Origin of the sequence: Sphingobium sp. LF-16 (assembly GCF_003711185.1) — a bacterium.
GTDB classification, from domain to species: domain Bacteria; phylum Pseudomonadota; class Alphaproteobacteria; order Sphingomonadales; family Sphingomonadaceae; genus Sphingobium; species Sphingobium yanoikuyae_A.
Map to the genome: position 1 here is coordinate 3,270,686 of NZ_CP029335.1, position 14,029 is coordinate 3,284,714.

Annotated in this window: 16 protein-coding genes and 1 pseudogene; 7 read left to right on the forward strand and 10 right to left on the reverse strand. The window is 64.2% G+C overall.

Features of this window, described 5'->3' with window-relative positions; genetic code table 11:
• Positions 1 to 63: 63 nt before the first annotated feature.
• The 6 genes and pseudogenes from DIZ22_RS21845 to DIZ22_RS15280 all read right to left on the reverse strand — a co-directional run.
• Positions 64 to 367 (reverse strand): annotated as a pseudogene (locus DIZ22_RS21845) (IS110 family transposase); the annotation flags it as partial.
• Between the two features lie 206 nt (positions 368 to 573).
• Positions 574 to 1,350 (reverse strand): DNA-binding domain-containing protein, encoded by a 777-nt coding sequence (locus tag DIZ22_RS15260; protein WP_048938964.1) that lies wholly within the window; start codon positions 1,348 to 1,350, stop codon positions 574 to 576.
• Positions 1,347 to 2,177: a DUF692 domain-containing protein gene (locus DIZ22_RS15265; protein WP_048938963.1), complete on the reverse strand. Its 831-nt coding sequence runs from the start codon at positions 2,175 to 2,177 to the stop codon at positions 1,347 to 1,349. Before DIZ22_RS15265 ends, DIZ22_RS15260 begins: the two co-directional genes overlap by 4 nt.
• A gap of 61 nt (positions 2,178 to 2,238) precedes the next feature.
• A complete protein-coding gene (locus DIZ22_RS15270) occupies positions 2,239 to 2,508 on the reverse strand; it encodes a hypothetical protein (protein ID WP_004208798.1) in 270 nt (89 codons plus the stop codon).
• A 129-nt stretch (positions 2,509 to 2,637) separates the two neighbouring features.
• Positions 2,638 to 3,279 carry a DUF1109 domain-containing protein gene (locus DIZ22_RS15275; RefSeq protein WP_048938962.1) on the reverse strand — a complete coding sequence of 214 codons (642 nt, stop codon included), beginning with the start codon at positions 3,277 to 3,279 and terminating at the stop codon, positions 2,638 to 2,640.
• Positions 3,276 to 3,815 (reverse strand): sigma-70 family RNA polymerase sigma factor, encoded by a 540-nt coding sequence (locus DIZ22_RS15280; protein ID WP_048938961.1) that lies wholly within the window; start codon positions 3,813 to 3,815, stop codon positions 3,276 to 3,278. Before DIZ22_RS15280 ends, DIZ22_RS15275 begins: the two co-directional genes overlap by 4 nt.
• Before the next feature lie 208 nt (positions 3,816 to 4,023).
• Between DIZ22_RS15280 and DIZ22_RS15285 the strand changes: the two genes are divergently transcribed.
• The gene (locus DIZ22_RS15285) at positions 4,024 to 4,299 is read left to right on the forward strand and encodes a DUF2282 domain-containing protein (protein ID WP_048938960.1); all 276 of its coding nucleotides are present in this window, start codon (positions 4,024 to 4,026) and stop codon (positions 4,297 to 4,299) included.
• A gap of 53 nt (positions 4,300 to 4,352) precedes the next feature.
• Positions 4,353 to 4,802: a DoxX family protein gene (locus DIZ22_RS15290; protein ID WP_048938959.1), complete on the forward strand. Its 450-nt coding sequence runs from the start codon at positions 4,353 to 4,355 to the stop codon at positions 4,800 to 4,802.
• Between the two features lie 518 nt (positions 4,803 to 5,320).
• Here DIZ22_RS15290 and DIZ22_RS15300 read toward each other — a convergent pair.
• Genes DIZ22_RS15300 through DIZ22_RS15315 form a run of 4 tightly spaced genes read right to left on the reverse strand, consistent with a single transcriptional unit; the run spans position 5,321 to position 10,075 of the window.
• The gene (locus DIZ22_RS15300; RefSeq protein WP_122928377.1) at positions 5,321 to 6,433 is read right to left on the reverse strand and encodes an ABC transporter permease; all 1,113 of its coding nucleotides are present in this window, start codon (positions 6,431 to 6,433) and stop codon (positions 5,321 to 5,323) included.
• Positions 6,430 to 7,557, reverse strand: a complete 1,128-nt coding sequence (locus tag DIZ22_RS15305; RefSeq protein WP_122928378.1) for an ABC transporter permease — start codon at positions 7,555 to 7,557, stop codon at positions 6,430 to 6,432. Before DIZ22_RS15305 ends, DIZ22_RS15300 begins: the two co-directional genes overlap by 4 nt.
• Positions 7,554 to 8,558: an efflux RND transporter periplasmic adaptor subunit gene (locus DIZ22_RS15310; protein ID WP_017502347.1), complete on the reverse strand. Its 1,005-nt coding sequence runs from the start codon at positions 8,556 to 8,558 to the stop codon at positions 7,554 to 7,556. The genes DIZ22_RS15305 and DIZ22_RS15310 overlap by 4 nt, the downstream gene beginning before the upstream one ends.
• Entirely contained in the window at positions 8,555 to 10,075 is a 1,521-nt protein-coding gene (locus DIZ22_RS15315; protein ID WP_063141607.1) for a TolC family protein, read from the reverse strand. Before DIZ22_RS15315 ends, DIZ22_RS15310 begins: the two co-directional genes overlap by 4 nt.
• 622 nt (positions 10,076 to 10,697) lie before the next feature.
• Between DIZ22_RS15315 and DIZ22_RS15320 the strand changes: the two genes are divergently transcribed.
• The 5 genes from DIZ22_RS15320 to arsH are packed head-to-tail and all read left to right on the forward strand — an operon-like array spanning position 10,698 to position 13,764.
• Complete coding sequence (locus DIZ22_RS15320; protein ID WP_048938945.1) at positions 10,698 to 11,027, forward strand: metalloregulator ArsR/SmtB family transcription factor; 330 nt, start codon at positions 10,698 to 10,700, stop codon at positions 11,025 to 11,027.
• Positions 11,028 to 11,037: 10 nt separating this feature from the next.
• A complete protein-coding gene (gene arsC, locus DIZ22_RS15325) occupies positions 11,038 to 11,451 on the forward strand; it encodes an arsenate reductase (glutaredoxin) (RefSeq protein WP_048938944.1) in 414 nt (137 codons plus the stop codon).
• Positions 11,448 to 11,984 (forward strand): GNAT family N-acetyltransferase, encoded by a 537-nt coding sequence (locus tag DIZ22_RS15330; RefSeq protein ID WP_122928379.1) that lies wholly within the window; start codon positions 11,448 to 11,450, stop codon positions 11,982 to 11,984. The genes arsC and DIZ22_RS15330 overlap by 4 nt, the downstream gene beginning before the upstream one ends.
• Positions 11,985 to 11,989: 5 nt before the next feature.
• Positions 11,990 to 13,018, forward strand: a complete 1,029-nt coding sequence (gene arsB / locus DIZ22_RS15335) for an ACR3 family arsenite efflux transporter (RefSeq protein ID WP_048938942.1) — start codon at positions 11,990 to 11,992, stop codon at positions 13,016 to 13,018.
• Positions 13,015 to 13,764 (forward strand): arsenical resistance protein ArsH, encoded by a 750-nt coding sequence (gene arsH / locus DIZ22_RS15340; protein WP_048938941.1) that lies wholly within the window; start codon positions 13,015 to 13,017, stop codon positions 13,762 to 13,764. The genes arsB and arsH overlap by 4 nt, the downstream gene beginning before the upstream one ends.
• Positions 13,765 to 14,029 lie beyond the last annotated feature (265 nt).

Consider the following 14,029-nt stretch of genomic DNA (forward strand, 5'->3'; position numbering starts at 1 on the left):
TGAAACCAGGCGCAGTGCTAAGCCTGGTCAATCTAAAAATGTGAAACCGATTATTTCCACGGCTGCTTCGCAGATCGCCTCAGCGTCCGCTGCATCGTTCTTTCCGCGTTTGACGTACGGCTTCACATAATAAGCGGGCATCAGCTTGACATCATGACCCAGAGCGATGGGCTAACGCGCCCAGAAATGTGATGAGGCCCAGGCTTCGATTCCGATCAAGCAAGACGGCAATTTCGCGAAGAACTTCAGCAAACGATCGCGCGTCAATCGCTGGCGCAATACCGCTGCACCATTGGCATGCATCCACACCGTGCACCTGGAACATGTTCTTCGCCAGGTCTGAACCAATCGTCGTGACCGTTCCCATTGGAGCTCTCCTTCCGACTCATACGCAGGTCAGACTGCGGGAAAGTTGGAGAGCCGTCCACGTCATCATTATGAGACGCTCAGAGCCGGGATACGGGTCACCAGATGCAAACCTTCCGCTTTGTCGGCAAACTGGCGACCGATTTTCGTCGTTCTGCAAAGAGAGCCGCGCTAGCCGTATCTGCAAAACGCGGTCTTAACACCGGACTATAAGCACGGCGGCTCAGCTTGCCCGCGATCGTTTATGGCAACGACCATTTGGTCGGAAAGCCAAAGACCCAGCCACCGTCCAACAAGCATCATTCCTGCCTCTTCCCCGAGCGACAAAGCGACGTCGCGGCACAGTGCGCCGAATGTCATGCCACGACGCAATTTGAGCAGCGCCTGCAATTCGCCGTCGTCGATAGTCCGGATGCGGCACTGCTCGCCCTGACGCCACAAAATGACCATATCGGGCATATCCAGATATTGCGGCGCGGGTGGTTCTTTCCGATCAACCAGAGCCGACCATATGACAAAACCATTGGTTTGAAGGTGCATAAGTTCGATCGACGATGAAAACGTCAACACCGCGCGATCCCAGTCGACATTGCCCAAACCGTCCAGCCCAACGGCGGGACTATCGGCTGCGACGAACAGTTCTTCCAGTGCAAGCTCGATACCAGCGATTTCCGCTATCTCAGGATCGTCAGCGTGAAGCCGTGCAAGTGTCGTCGGAAAATCGCGTCCATATGCGTCCAATGTCCAACTGCTCGGCGGGACGCTGTCGATATGATGCACGGCGGCATGAAGAAACAAATCCTCACCGATCCACGCACGGGAGCGCGGAAAGCTGAGTTCCAGACAGGTGACAAGCTGGGTGCGGTAATTATTCTGATAGACGGCAAGGCCAGGCCCAGCCTCCGCACCGATGCGATCGGCAGCAGCCATGTCTTCCCGTAGCAGCCAGTCTCGCATGTCGCGCTGAAGCGCCAGCAGGCTCATGCCGCTTCCTCCATCTTCCCGGCGGAAATCCCGCGCGCGGTGGAAAGCTCCACCAGCAGGTCGGCCAGCGGCGGGATGGCATCGTCGCGTTCGATCATCGTCGCGACCGGCCCAAGTTTTGTCAGGACATGCGCATAGAGCTGCCACACGGACGGCGGCACCGCCTGGTCGTGCGTGTCGATCAGCAGGTGGTCGCCATGGCTGTGCCCGGCGAGATGAATCTGGCGCACGTGGTCATGCGGCACGCCGTCGAGGTAGGCGACAGGATCGAAGTCGTGATTGCTAGCGCTGACGAACACATTGTTGATATCGAGCAGCAGTCCGCAGCCGGTTCGCGCGCACAGGGCGTCGATGAACTGCCATTCGGTCATGTCTGCCGGAGCGAAATCAATATAGGTCGACGGGTTCTCTATCAGCATCGCACGGCCCAGCGCATCCTGCGCCTGGTCGATATTGGTGCAGACGATATCGAGCGCCTCCTCCGTGTAGGGCAATGGCAACAGATCGTGCGAGTTGAAGCCTTCGATCCGCGACCAGCTCAGGTGATCTGACACGAACAGCGGATCGACGTCATCCACCAGCGCGCGAAGCCGGGTGAGATAGGCCCGATCAAGACCGTCGGCCGAGCCGATGGACATGGATACGCCGTGCAGGGCGACGGGGTAGCGGGCGCGAACATCGCGCAGAATATGTCGCGGCCGACCGCCGTCGATCATGAAATTCTCCGAGATCACCTCAAGAAAATCGACCGCGATGCGATGGTCCAGGAGGTCGGCATAATGCTGTTTGCGCAGGCCAAGTCCGAAACCGGAGAAGGAGGGGATCATGGGTAAACTTCCTGCTGATAAAGGCTGCCCGGCGCGCCTGTGCACGCCGGGCATTGAAACGTCATTTCGGCTCGGTCAGGCTGCCCCCGGCGGCCTTGCACGCCTTGACGGTCATGGCCTTGAAACCATGCCCCTTGCAGACATTCTGCCCCTTGCATTCGTTGCTGGCGGTCTTGCAGTCCGACGTGCCCTTGCAGCTGTTGATGCCGTAGCAGTGAACGACTTTCGTATCCCCGCTGTCTTGCGCCACGGCCGGTGCCGCTGCTGCTGAAACGATCGCGATGGCGGCGGCCGAAGCAGCCATGCCGATACCGCTGTTATGGGTGAGCATGATGATTTCTCCGAAAGAATGTTGAGCCAATCTGGCCCCTGTCTTTCGGCCTGCAGCGGCCCCCGGTTACAGAGGCGCCAGAAATTTACCGAACCGATGGCAACATGCTGCGCAATGGCGGCTTCTGCTTCACCAGCGCAGCAGCCGCGGCCCGACCAGCATGCCGAGCAAGGTCGCGAGCAATATTCCCAGCGAATACCAGGTCAGGACGAAAATCGCCGACACTTCGGGGCAGTGGATACAGTAAACTGTTGCCGCGAAGGCCCCCGCTGACAGGCCAGCGGCCGCTCCGGCCGCGCGCAACCGGGTCGGGGCGAGCCTGCGGAAGGACCATAGCAAACCGGCGAAGATGGGGGCTGACAGCGACAGGACCAGCCAGGGGCAACTCTTCCAGCTATGGCCGAGCCACATTGCCAGCCATTGCGACGAGGGCGTGCGCGCCAGTTCGAGCAGGCCGACCGCCGCAAGAAGCAGGACGGGTATCGCAAGCGCCCACAATCCGCGCAATCGACCGCTGTTGGGGCGCGCGAGTTGGGCCGTCGTCACCAGTGCGGCGATCGACAGGGAGAAAGTATATCCCCATTTCATCCAGAAGGACGCACCCTGCATGGCCGTGCCCAGATCCGGGCGGATGCCGATCGAAGCCAGAATGAGAAGCGCTGATGCGATCCCGCCAACGATGATACCGATGGCCAGCCGCCGCGCGACGCTGTTTCGGGCCACCGGGCGAGTATCGCTGGCAAGATGCCGGATCAGATCGTCCGTGTTCATCGCATTGCCCCCTGCACCCGCACCATCAGCGCCTTCAGCCCGCGATGCACCGAAATCTTCACGTCGGATTCGCCTATGCCCTCCGCACTTGCCGCTTCGGCGACGCTCAATCCCTCCAGCCGGGTTGCGCGGATCATCCGCGCCTGCTTGGGCGGCAATTGCTCCAGCAGATCGTCTATGTCGAGCTTCGCCATGCTGCTTGCCTCGAATTCTTCGGAGACCAGCAAGTCTTCTAGATCGTCGATCGGCCGCAACCTGCCGACACGGCGGAAATGGTCGATCATCTTGTAACGAGCGACTGCATAGAGCCAGGCGGTGAAGGCACGGCCGCGATCATAGGTCGCGCGGCGGGTGTGAACGGCAATAAGGGTGTCCTGCACCATATCCTCGACATCGTCGTCGGCGCCGCGAACACGGCGCCGATAGAAACCCCGCAGCAGCGGAACAAGCAGGCGCAGCAATGCCGCATGGGCGGCGGGATCACCGTCCAGCCCATCAATCATCAATGCGCGCAGATGCTCCTCTGTGGTCTGCATTCAATCTCCTCGCCCACATGTTCGGGCCGAACCGGCCATCAGTTACAGCATCGACGAAAATTTCTGCGCCGTTCGATTGTAACCGCAGCTTGTTCTTCCCCGAACCCGCGTATGTGACACGGGCTTCCCGCCTCCTCCCCGATCACCGCGCGGCCCGGCCCTCTGTCCGGGCCGCGCGCAGAGGCGCTGGATCGTAGAGGACATCATTATGCGTACAACTCATGCGGCGCTCGCCGCCAGCATCGCCATCGCTTCGGCGACCACGCTCGCCGCTTCCGCCCATGCGGAGACGAAGCCCAAGATGGAGAAATGCTACGGCGTTTCGCTCGCCGGCAAGAATGACTGCGCGGCCGGTGCCGGCACCAGCTGCGCGGGCACGTCGAAGGTCGATTATCAAGGCAATGCCTGGAAACTGGTGAAGGCCGGCACCTGTACGTCGATCAAGACGCCCAAGGGCAACGGCGCGCTTTCCCCCAAGGCCTGACCATGGCGGCCGGGGCGCCATTCCGTCCCGGCCACACTTCCTGGAGACGAACGATGAGTCTGTCCCTGAAAATGCGCGATGTCTTCGTTCGGCGGATCGAGGCGCTGCTGCCTGATGCGCTGCTACTGCTGGTCGCCCGTTTGGGCATTGCCGCGATATTTTTCCTGTCGGGACGCACGAAGGTGAATGGCATCATCACTATCACCGACAGCACATATGAGCTGTTCCGCACCGAATATGCCCTGCCGATCGTCCCCCCCGACCTTGCTGCAACAGTGGCGACCTGGGCGGAGCATCTCTTCCCGATATTGCTGTTGCTAGGCCTGTTCACGCGGCTTTCGGCGCTCGCCCTGCTGGGCATGACCCTGGTTATCCAGACATTTGTCTATCCCGAAGCATGGCCGACCCATCTCAGCTGGGCCGCGATCCTGCTTCCCCTTGTCGCCCGTGGCGGCGGCATCTTCTCCATGGATGCGCTCATTTTTCCCCGATCAAGGATGTGAGACCTAGCTAGCGCCAGGAATTTTGCCTTGCCGCGACCGATATTTCCCCGCGCCGCGTTTACGGGAGGCCGGCTTCGCAGGGCGGACTGCGAACGCCAGATGATATGAAAAGCTGTCGTTGGGCCAAGCCAGTTGGGACGGCGGAATGATCCCACGGCCGGGTGGTCGGATGCATCACAACCGACCCTTTCCAGCCGCTCAGCGTCCAAATTTCGCTTCCCACGTGCAGACCGTACGCTAATCCGGCAAGTGTCGACCAGCTCAAGCCGTTCCCACCAGTCACTTTGAACGACCGCTCGGGCCAAAAGCGGCCCTAGGCAACCACAGCCTTCCGCATCGTGGTTGATCGCCTTCGGTATAAAGAGTGAAGTCCGCCACACTCGGACCTCCGATGTCCCTCGGCTGCAGGAGGTTTGGTCACTCACCCCGCGGCTGTCGCTGACCGGCCGCTACGAGCATCTCGCCGCTGGGCCGGCGTCGGCCAAGGCAGGCTATGCGAGTTCGGACTTCGTCGCCGGCTAGCTCAGCTTCAGTTTCTGACGCAGCCCGGTGATCCGCCACCAGCCTAGCCCGCCATAGAGGAGCGCAAGGCCGAGGAGCGTGAGCACCCCCGGCGCCACGTCGGCGAGGCTGGCGTGCATCTGGTTAAGCGGCACGAATACTTGCACGCCGCTGGTCGAGGGGATCAGCTGCGCCACCGCGCAGACGAAGCCCGGCATCTGGTCGAGCGGCCAGGCAGTGCCCGAGAGGAAGAAGAAGGGCGCGGAGGTGGGCGCGAGGATCATCATCGCCCGCTCAGACCGGTCGAAATAGCTGCCCAGCCACAGCCCCAGCCCGGCGACCGAGGCCGCCAACAACGGTGCGGCGAGCAGCATGCCCGCGACATTCTCGTCGTGCGGGATGCCCTGCACCCAGAAGATGAAGCCGAACAGGAACAGGCAGGTCAGCAGCCCAACCGATGTGAACGCTGCCCACGTGCCGAGATATTCGCCATGCCCCATCCGCCAGCGCCCATCGCGCCGCCGCCCGCCGACGAAGGTAGCGACGCCGAACAGCAGGGTCTGCTGGATGATGACGATGGTCACGGCGGGGAAGACATAGCCCTTGTAGCCCGCGGTCGGGTTGAACATCGGCTCGCGGACGATGGTGACCGGCGGCCCGGTGCGCACGGCCTGGCCCAGCACGTCCAGCTTCTCGACGGCGAGATCGCGCAGCACCTCGGTCACCGCCTCGCCGATCGTGCTGGCGCGCAGGAGGTACGAGGCATTGACCCATACCGCGATCCCGGCCCCCGGCGCGCCGGTACGCAGCTGGCGTTGCAGTCCGCGGGCGATCAGCACCACGCCGTCCACCTTGCCCGCGCGGAGCTGCGCCTGAGCCTCGGCTACGCTCGGTGCATGTTCGGCCACGATCACGGCGCGCGTGGCTTCGAGGTTGCGGACCAGCTCGCGGCTGAGCGCGCTGCCGTCCTCGTCGACCAGCACCACCGGCAGTTGCTGAGCGACTTCCTGGCTGTAGGGCGCCGGATAGTAGAAGGCATAGAGCACCACCGCGAGCAGCATCGTGCTGAGCAGGGTGCGGGAGGTCAGCACCGTCGCCCAGGTGGCGCGGAAGGCGGCGGCGAAACTCATCGCGCCTGCCGCCGGATCAGCAGCCAGGCGAGCGCGCCCGGCACCAGCACATAGGCGAGCAGTGCCAGAATCGGCGGGAAGATGGTGGCGACATCCTGTCCGCCCAGCTGCCCGGTCTGGAGCGCGAGGTAATGGGTGAGGGGCAGCACCTCACTCCAGAAGCGCGCGAAGCCGCTGCCGCCGTTGAGCGGCAGGGTGGCGCCCGCATAGGCTAACGCCGAACCCGCATAGACCGCGCAGACCGACAGCGCCGTGGCGGTTTCGCGCGTGGCCGCGACGAGCAGCGCGGAAATCGCGGCGGTGCCGAGATAGAAGAGCGTCTGCCCCGCGACGATCGCCGCTACGCTGCCCTCCACCCGCCAGCCGCGCCCCAGCGTCACGAACAGCAGCCAGGCGATGCCCCACAGGCTTGCGGCTCCGACATACGGCAGCAGCTTGCCGAACAGTGCGGGCACGATCGTGCCGCTGCGCGCCGCCCAGCCGCCGAGCGACCGCCCCTCCAGTTCCCGGCCCAGCGCCATCGCGGAGGTGACCGCCGCGACCAGATGCAGCACCGCCGGATAGATCAGCGTGCTGAGGAACCACTCGAAGCTCGACGCGGCGTTGTTGAGCGGCACCGCCTCGACGGCGAAGCGCCGCGTCGGATCCGGGGGCAGGGCGTGGCCGGAAAGCTGGTCCACCACCAGCGACGCGGCGGCGGCCTGCACCGCGCTCTCCGCACCGCTCGCCGCCTGCGAGCCGGAAGATAGGAAGCTGGCATTGTAGAGGATGCGGATTACCGGCGTGCGGTGGCGGGCAAGCCCCGCGCCGAGATCCTTGGGCAGGTGGACGAAGCCATTGGCATGGCGGCGCCGCACTTCCTCCACTGCCTCCGCCTCGGTGGCGCGCATCGCGACGATATGGACCAGCGGCGCCGCGTCGATCGCGCGCAGGATATCGCGGCTCGCCGAGCTGCGATCGTCGTCAATCACCACGATCGGCAGCCGCCGCATCGATCCCTGCCAGAACATCGCACCGATCAGAAACAGCAGAAGCGCGGGGATCAGCGTCAGCCCGGCCAGGTCCCAGCGGTCCCGCGCCAGATGGCGCAGCTCCGCCCCCAAGGCGTGGCCGAAGGCGCTCATTGCGGCCAGTCGAACAGCACGCTCATGCCGGGGCGCAGGCCGGGGATCGCCGTGACCGGGCGCAGCTTCACCTCGAAGGCGCGGACGTCATAGCCCGAAGCCTGCCGCGTTGCGCGCCACGTCGCGAAGTCGCCGCGCGGGGCGATATGATAGACCGCGAAATCGCCGTCGCGGCCGAGCGCGGGGATGTGGCCGTGCAGCCGCTTGCCCATCGCGATCCACTTGAAGCGATCCTCGCGCACGGTGAGCGCTACCCAGCTATGGTCGATGTCGAGCACCTGATAGGCGGGGATCACCGGGCTGACGACTTCGCCGGGCTGCACAAGCTTGCGCGAAACCTCGCCGTTGATCGGCGAGACCAGCTGGGTCTCGCTGCCGAGCGCGGTGGCGGTCTGCAGCGCCGCCTCGGCGATGCGGACCTGGGCGTTGGCCGCCTGCTTGTTCTGCGGGCGTGCGCCGGCGAGCGCTTTGAGATACTGTTGCCGCGCGGCCTCGGCCTGCTTGGCGCTGGCGTCGCGCGCTGCCGCTGCCTCGTCGCGCCGCTGCGCCGCGACCACGCCCTGCGCATAAAGGTTCGCGGTGCGCCGGCTGGTCACTGCGGCGAGGTCGGCTGCCGCCTGCGCCGCCTGCCAAGTGGAGCGCAACGAGGCGATGTCCTCCTGCCGCACGCCCTCATTGGTTTCCGAGGCGATCGCGCGGGCGGCGTCCACCGCGCCCTGCGCTTGCGCCTTGCCGCCGGCGATCTCCGGGCTCGACAGCGTCGCGAGCAGCGTGCCGGCGCGGACGCGCTGGCCTTCCTCGGCCACCAGAGTCTCGACGCGGGCGAGCGCCTTGGTGGCGACATTGACCTCGTCGGCATCGACCATGCCCTGCAGCTGCTCGGGTGCGGGCCGGTTGGCGAGCCACAGCCCGCCGACGATCAGCACCAGCACCGCGATGCCGAGCACGATCGCGAGGATGGGCGGCTTGCGGCGCGGCGGAGCCGCGGTCTCGTCGGTCATTGCTGGTCCTCCACGTGCCGGTCGGCACGCGCCATGAAGTCGCTATAGTCGTCGACGCGGTGGCTGGCGGCGAGCAGCGCCATCAACCCCAGGTCATATTCATAGGCGGCGGCGAGCCGCTGGGTGCGGACTGTCGACAGCGCCGCCTCGGCATCGATCAGCGCCGATGAGGCGACCTCGCCTTCGCGGAAGGAAAGCTGCTGCACGCGCAGATTTTCCTGCGCGGCGGCGAGGTTGGCATCGAGCAGCAGGAAGGAGCGGCGCGCCGCTTCGGCGATGTTCCAGGCGCGAACGATCTCACCGGCGACGTCGCGGCGCGCTTGCGCGGCGGCATCGGCGGCGGCGGCCTGGTTCTCGCGGGCGGCCGAGAGCGCCTTCTGGCGATCGAAGTTGGAGAGCAGGGTCATGCGCAGCGAGACGCCGGCGATCCAGTCGGGCTCGGTCGGCAGCGCGTTGTTGCGATTGGCGTTGTAGCTGCCGAAGGCGAAGGCCTGGGGGCGATAACGCGATTTGGCGAGATCCACCCCGGCCTGCGCTGCGCTCTTGGCGGCATCCGCACCCTGCGCGCGCGGCGACTGGTCGATGCCGTCGAGGAAGCGCTGGAGCGGCGGCAGCGGCTCCGAATGGACGAACAGCGGAGTGGAGGCGGTGACGCCCAGCGGCTGATCGAGCAGCCGCGCCAGCGTATCGGTGGCGATCGCCTCCTCGCTGCGGGCATGCTCGAAGGCGCGCTGGGCGGTGTTGCGCGCGACCTCCACCTCCAGCACCCGGGCATGGGCGAGCACGCCTTCCGCTTCCAGCTTGCGCGCGTCCGAGAGGTGCCGGTCGAAGGCTTCGAGCTGTTCGCGGGTGGATACGGTCAGCTGACTCGCGACCTTCTGGCCGAAATAGGCGCGCACCAGATTGACGCGGGAGAGATCCTGCCCGCCCGCCTGCTTGGCCCGGGCGATGCCTACCGCTGCGTCCGCGCCCTTCTGGACGGCGGGAATCGCGCCGCCGGTATAGAGCGGCATCGCCGCGGTGATCGCCGGACGGAACACGGTGTCGCGCGTCTGGAACTCCAGCGTGTTGGGAATCGCGCCAAACAGCCGGGGCAGGGCCGCGCCGATCCGCTGGGTCACCTGCGCCACAATCTGCGCGCTCGCGCCGGAGAATTGCCCGCCAAGCTGGTCTAGAAAGCCGTTGGTGGCGCTCAGCGCATCGGCCTTGGGCTCGGACAGGTCGACCGAGAGCGTCTTCTGATATTCGATCACGCTCGCCGAGGCGGTGACCACCGGGCGGCGCAGCGTTCGGGTGGCGGCGGCGATTTCCTCGCTGGCGCGGACGGCATGGTCGTCGCCGCTGAGCCCCGGTGAGGCTTTGTCGAGCCTGGCGAGCGCTGCCTGAAAACTGAGCGGGGGCGGCGGCGCCTCCTGCGCTACTGCGGTGCCGGTAGAGGCGAGCAGTAGGGCGAGCGCGGCAGGCCCGCTGCAGCAACGGTGCGCGACGTGTAGATCCTGCCGCTTCGTGCTGCGCACCCTGCTCCGCCCCTGCTTTGCCTGCCACGCCGCCGAGGGTCGCTCCCGCGACGGCGTGATCTTCGATTACGCATATTTGCAATGAAACACGCGCGCAATTGAATTCCTCGGATGCCCCGCCCCCGTGCGGTCGCGAAACAGCAACGGCGCCATTTCGTACAGGTTTGGCCCCTAGGTCAGGAACTCATGGCCGATGCCGGTCGAGACATAAAAGCGCTGGAAAATGCCCGCCGCCTTGATCGCCTCGGCATTGGCGCGGGGAGTCATCATCTATGATCCTTGGTATAACGGCCAAGCTTCTGACATAACCAGAGGCCGGTCGGGCGAACGTTGAATGTCGGCTTCTGACGAGAGGCGCCGTTCGACATGCCGCAGGCGAACGGCAGCAAAGTCCCAGATCCCGCCGATCTCGACCCAAATTTGCCGTTCGAGGGGCGATTTTTGAGCCCCAGGAGCAGACGGTCAGGTTTTCCGTTCCAACCGCGCGTCGAGCCGATCTCGGAATGCCAGCTTCCATCTACCAATTGGTCCCAAGCTGCCCTCAAGCCTGACTGACGAATAAAGCATCGGGAATATCCGATATCTGGTTGACGGGCCATATCGCATCGGATAATTCCGATGCATGGCAACCGATGAGGCACTCTCGATCCTTTCCGCTCTCGGCCATCCGACGCGGCTCGATGCGTTCCGCCTGCTAATCCGGCATGAGCCCGAAGGGCTGTCGACCGGCGAACTGGTAGAGGCATCGGGGCTGACCCAGAGCACGTTTTCGACCCATCTGGCCGTGATGGCGAAGGCAGGGCTGGTCCTGTCCGAGAAGCGAGGTCGCCAACAGATCCAGCGAGCCAACCTCGATGCGCTACGCGGACTGATGATCTATCTGGCAAAGGATTGCTGCCAAGGGCGCGCCGAACTGTGTGAGCCGCTTCTGGCCGAACTTACCTGCTGCTGAAGAGGCAACAATGACCGATATCGTGATCTACCATAATCCGCTTTGCGGGACCTCTCGAAATGCCCTGGCCATGATCCGCAATGCCGGCATCGAACCTCATGTTATCGAGTACCTGAAGACGCCGCCGAGCCGCGCGCTGCTCCTGGAACTCATCGACCGCGCCGGCATCACCCCGCGCGCTCTGCTGCGCGAGAAGGGGACGCCTTATGCCGAACTGGGCCTCCGCGACGAGACCTTGACGGACGAGGCCCTCGTCGACGCGATGATGGAGCATCCTATCCTCATCAACCGGCCTCTGGTCGTGTCGCCACTGGGCGTGAAGCTCTGCCGGCCTTCCGAAGCAGTGCTGGACCTGCTGCCAGCTCACCAGCGCAGCACATTCGTCAAGGAAAACGGGGAAGTCGTGGAAGCGACCCGGCGATGAGCCTTTCGGTTCGTAGGGTGAATGTCGACGACGCGGAAGCTATCGCCGCAATCTATGCGCATCACGTCCTGAATGGCACCGCGACCTACGAAGTTGTGCCACCGACCGGGGACGAGACCGTCGAGAAGATCTTGACGGTGACCGGACGTAGTTGGCCATTCCTGGTTGCCTGCGATGGATCTGAGGTGGTGGGCTATGCCTACGCCACGCAGTTCCGGGACAGACCGCCCTACGCCTATGCTTGCGAGAACAGCATCTACGTAGCGCACGACCGGCGCGGTGGCGGCATCGGCAAGCTGTTGCTCAAGGCCTTGCTGGAGGCCGCCGATGCCTATGGCTTCCGGCAGATGGTCGCTGTCATCGGTGGCGGCGAACCGGCCTCGGTCGCACTACACGGCTCTTGCGGCTTTGAGCAGGTCGGCTGCCTGACCGGCATGGGCTGGAAGGCCGGCCGCTGGCTCGACACAGTTTACATGCAGATCGCCTTGGGCGGCGGCACGGCGACCGCGCCTATCGCTTCCGGGAAGGACTGACGATCATGTCGCTGTTCGAACGCTATCTCTCGCTGTGGGTGGCCCTGTGCATCGTAGTCGGGATCGGTCTCGGCCATTTGCTTCCCGGCGCCTTCGAGGCGATCGCAGCGCTGGAGATCGCCAACGTCAACCTCGTGGTGGCGGGCCTGATCTGGCTCATGATCATCCCGATGCTGCTACGGGTCGATTTCGGCGCCTTCCATAGCCTTCGGCAGCACTGGCGTGGTATCGGCATTACCATCGTAGTGAACTGGGCGATCAAGCCATTCTCCATGGCATTGCTCGGCACCTTCTTCCTGGGCCACCTGTTCGCGCCGATGCTGCCTGAAGGCGTATCGTCGTCCTACATTGCCGGGCTAATCCTGCTGGCTGCAGCGCCTTGCACGGCGATGGTCTTCGTCTGGTCCAGCCTCGTCGATGGTGAGCCGAACTACACCTTGAGCCAGGTGGCACTGAACGACCTGATCATGGCCTTTGCGTTCGCGCCGCTCGTAGGACTGCTGCTGGGCGTGGCATCGATTACCGTGCCGTGGAGCACGTTGGCGCTGTCGGTGGGACTCTACATCGTCGTCCCAGTGGTCATCTCGCAACTGCTCCGCCGAGTCCTACTTCGCGGGGGCGAGAAGCGGCTCCAGCATTTCTTGTCCGCCACCGGCCCGATCAGCCTTGCCAGCCTGCTGCTGACACTGGTGCTACTGTTCGGCTTTCAGGGCGAGCAGATCTTCCGGCAACCGCTGGTGATTGCGCTGATTGCCGTGCCGATCCTGTTTCAGGTCTATCTCAACGCCGGCATCGCCTATTGGCTCAGCCGCCGCTTCGGTGTGGCATGGTGCGTCGCCGGCCCGTCGGCGCTGATCGGCGCCTCCAATTTCTTTGAACTGGCTGTGGCCGCCGCGATTAGCCTCTTTGGCCTCAGTTCCGGCGCCGCGCTGGCAACGGTCGTGGGCGTGCTGGTCGAAGTGCCGGTGATGCTATCGATCGTCGCCTTGGTGAAGCGGACCCGTCCCTGGTACGAGAAAGGTATTTCCGCATGAGACTGCGCGAACTCGCAGCCCCCGATCATCTTCCTGCTCTGGACAAGGCCTTCGCGTTGGCTCGTCCTGCCGCTGGCCTTGGCCCGGATCAACCGCCTCCGCGTATTCTGCTGCTCTACGGCTCTCTGCGGGAACGCTCGTTTTCGCGCCTCGCGGTGGAAGAGGCGGCGCGCCTGCTAGAGTTCTTTGGCGCCGAGACGCGGATCTTCGATCCCAGCGATCTGCCGCTGCCCGATCAGGTGGCGGGAGACGATCACCCGGCGGTGCACGAGCTGCGTGAGCATGCGCTGTGGTCGGAAGGCATGGTCTGGTGCAGCCCGGAGCGGCACGGTCAGATCAGCGGCATCATGAAAACCCAGATCGATCATCTGCCGCTCCAGATCCGCGGGATGCGGCCGACGCAGGGAAGAACGCTTGCGGTCATGCAGATGTCCGGCGGTTCGCAATCGTTCAATGCCGTCAATTCGCTGCGCTTGCTGGGCCGCTGGATGCGGATGTTCACAATCCCTAATCAGTCGTCAGTGGCGATGGCCTACAAGGAGTTCGACGAAGACGGCCGGATGCGGGCATCGAGCTACTACGAGCGCATCGTCGATGTGATGGAGGAACTGGTCCGCTTCACCGTGCTGATGCGGCCGCATGCGTCGCAGCTCGTTGACCGATACTCCGAACGGAAGGAGGCTGGTGTGCCTATCGACGCCACCACTGCGGACCTTTCAGCTATAGCGATAGCGGGCCAGCCCTGATTCCGCGGTCGACCCATCTTTGCCGTTTAGTCGCCAGTTTTCGTGCCGCAGGTCCGGACGTTCCGCTTTTCGGGCCTGAGCGATCGATGCTGGCCGCCTGCGGAATTTCCGCTGTCTGTAAAATGATTGCGAAGTGCGTCTACCGAGGATCACCTCTGCGAAAAACAGCTGCATCTCGTTGCCCTTATGTTCTAAAATTCCCATCATGGTAAAATGTTAAGTGGAGGAGAGATGAATGCTCGGCGCAGCGAACGGGAAAAGGACT

Excerpts from the sequence above, each read along its gene's own strand:
- DIZ22_RS15300 (WP_122928377.1), bottom strand. The coding sequence starts at position 6,433 with ATGAGTTTCGCCGCCGCCTTCCGCGCCACCTGGGCGACGGTGCTGACC.
- DIZ22_RS15260 (WP_048938964.1), bottom strand. The coding sequence starts at position 1,350 with ATGAGCCTGCTGGCGCTTCAGCGCGACATGCGAGACTGGCTGCTACGG.
- DIZ22_RS15275 (WP_048938962.1), bottom strand. The coding sequence starts at position 3,279 with ATGAACACGGACGATCTGATCCGGCATCTTGCCAGCGATACTCGCCCG.
- DIZ22_RS15330 (WP_122928379.1), top strand. The coding sequence starts at position 11,448 with ATGAGCCTTTCGGTTCGTAGGGTGAATGTCGACGACGCGGAAGCTATC.
- DIZ22_RS15270 (WP_004208798.1), bottom strand. The coding sequence starts at position 2,508 with ATGCTCACCCATAACAGCGGTATCGGCATGGCTGCTTCGGCCGCCGCC.
- DIZ22_RS15290 (WP_048938959.1), top strand. The coding sequence starts at position 4,353 with ATGAGTCTGTCCCTGAAAATGCGCGATGTCTTCGTTCGGCGGATCGAG.
- DIZ22_RS15280 (WP_048938961.1), bottom strand. The coding sequence starts at position 3,815 with ATGCAGACCACAGAGGAGCATCTGCGCGCATTGATGATTGATGGGCTG.
- arsB (WP_048938942.1), top strand. The coding sequence starts at position 11,990 with ATGTCGCTGTTCGAACGCTATCTCTCGCTGTGGGTGGCCCTGTGCATC.
- arsH (WP_048938941.1), top strand. The coding sequence starts at position 13,015 with ATGAGACTGCGCGAACTCGCAGCCCCCGATCATCTTCCTGCTCTGGAC.
- arsC (WP_048938944.1), top strand. The coding sequence starts at position 11,038 with ATGACCGATATCGTGATCTACCATAATCCGCTTTGCGGGACCTCTCGA.
- DIZ22_RS15320 (WP_048938945.1), top strand. The coding sequence starts at position 10,698 with ATGGCAACCGATGAGGCACTCTCGATCCTTTCCGCTCTCGGCCATCCG.
- DIZ22_RS15285 (WP_048938960.1), top strand. The coding sequence starts at position 4,024 with ATGCGTACAACTCATGCGGCGCTCGCCGCCAGCATCGCCATCGCTTCG.
- DIZ22_RS15310 (WP_017502347.1), bottom strand. The coding sequence starts at position 8,558 with ATGACCGACGAGACCGCGGCTCCGCCGCGCCGCAAGCCGCCCATCCTC.
- DIZ22_RS15305 (WP_122928378.1), bottom strand. The coding sequence starts at position 7,557 with ATGAGCGCCTTCGGCCACGCCTTGGGGGCGGAGCTGCGCCATCTGGCG.
- DIZ22_RS15265 (WP_048938963.1), bottom strand. The coding sequence starts at position 2,177 with ATGATCCCCTCCTTCTCCGGTTTCGGACTTGGCCTGCGCAAACAGCAT.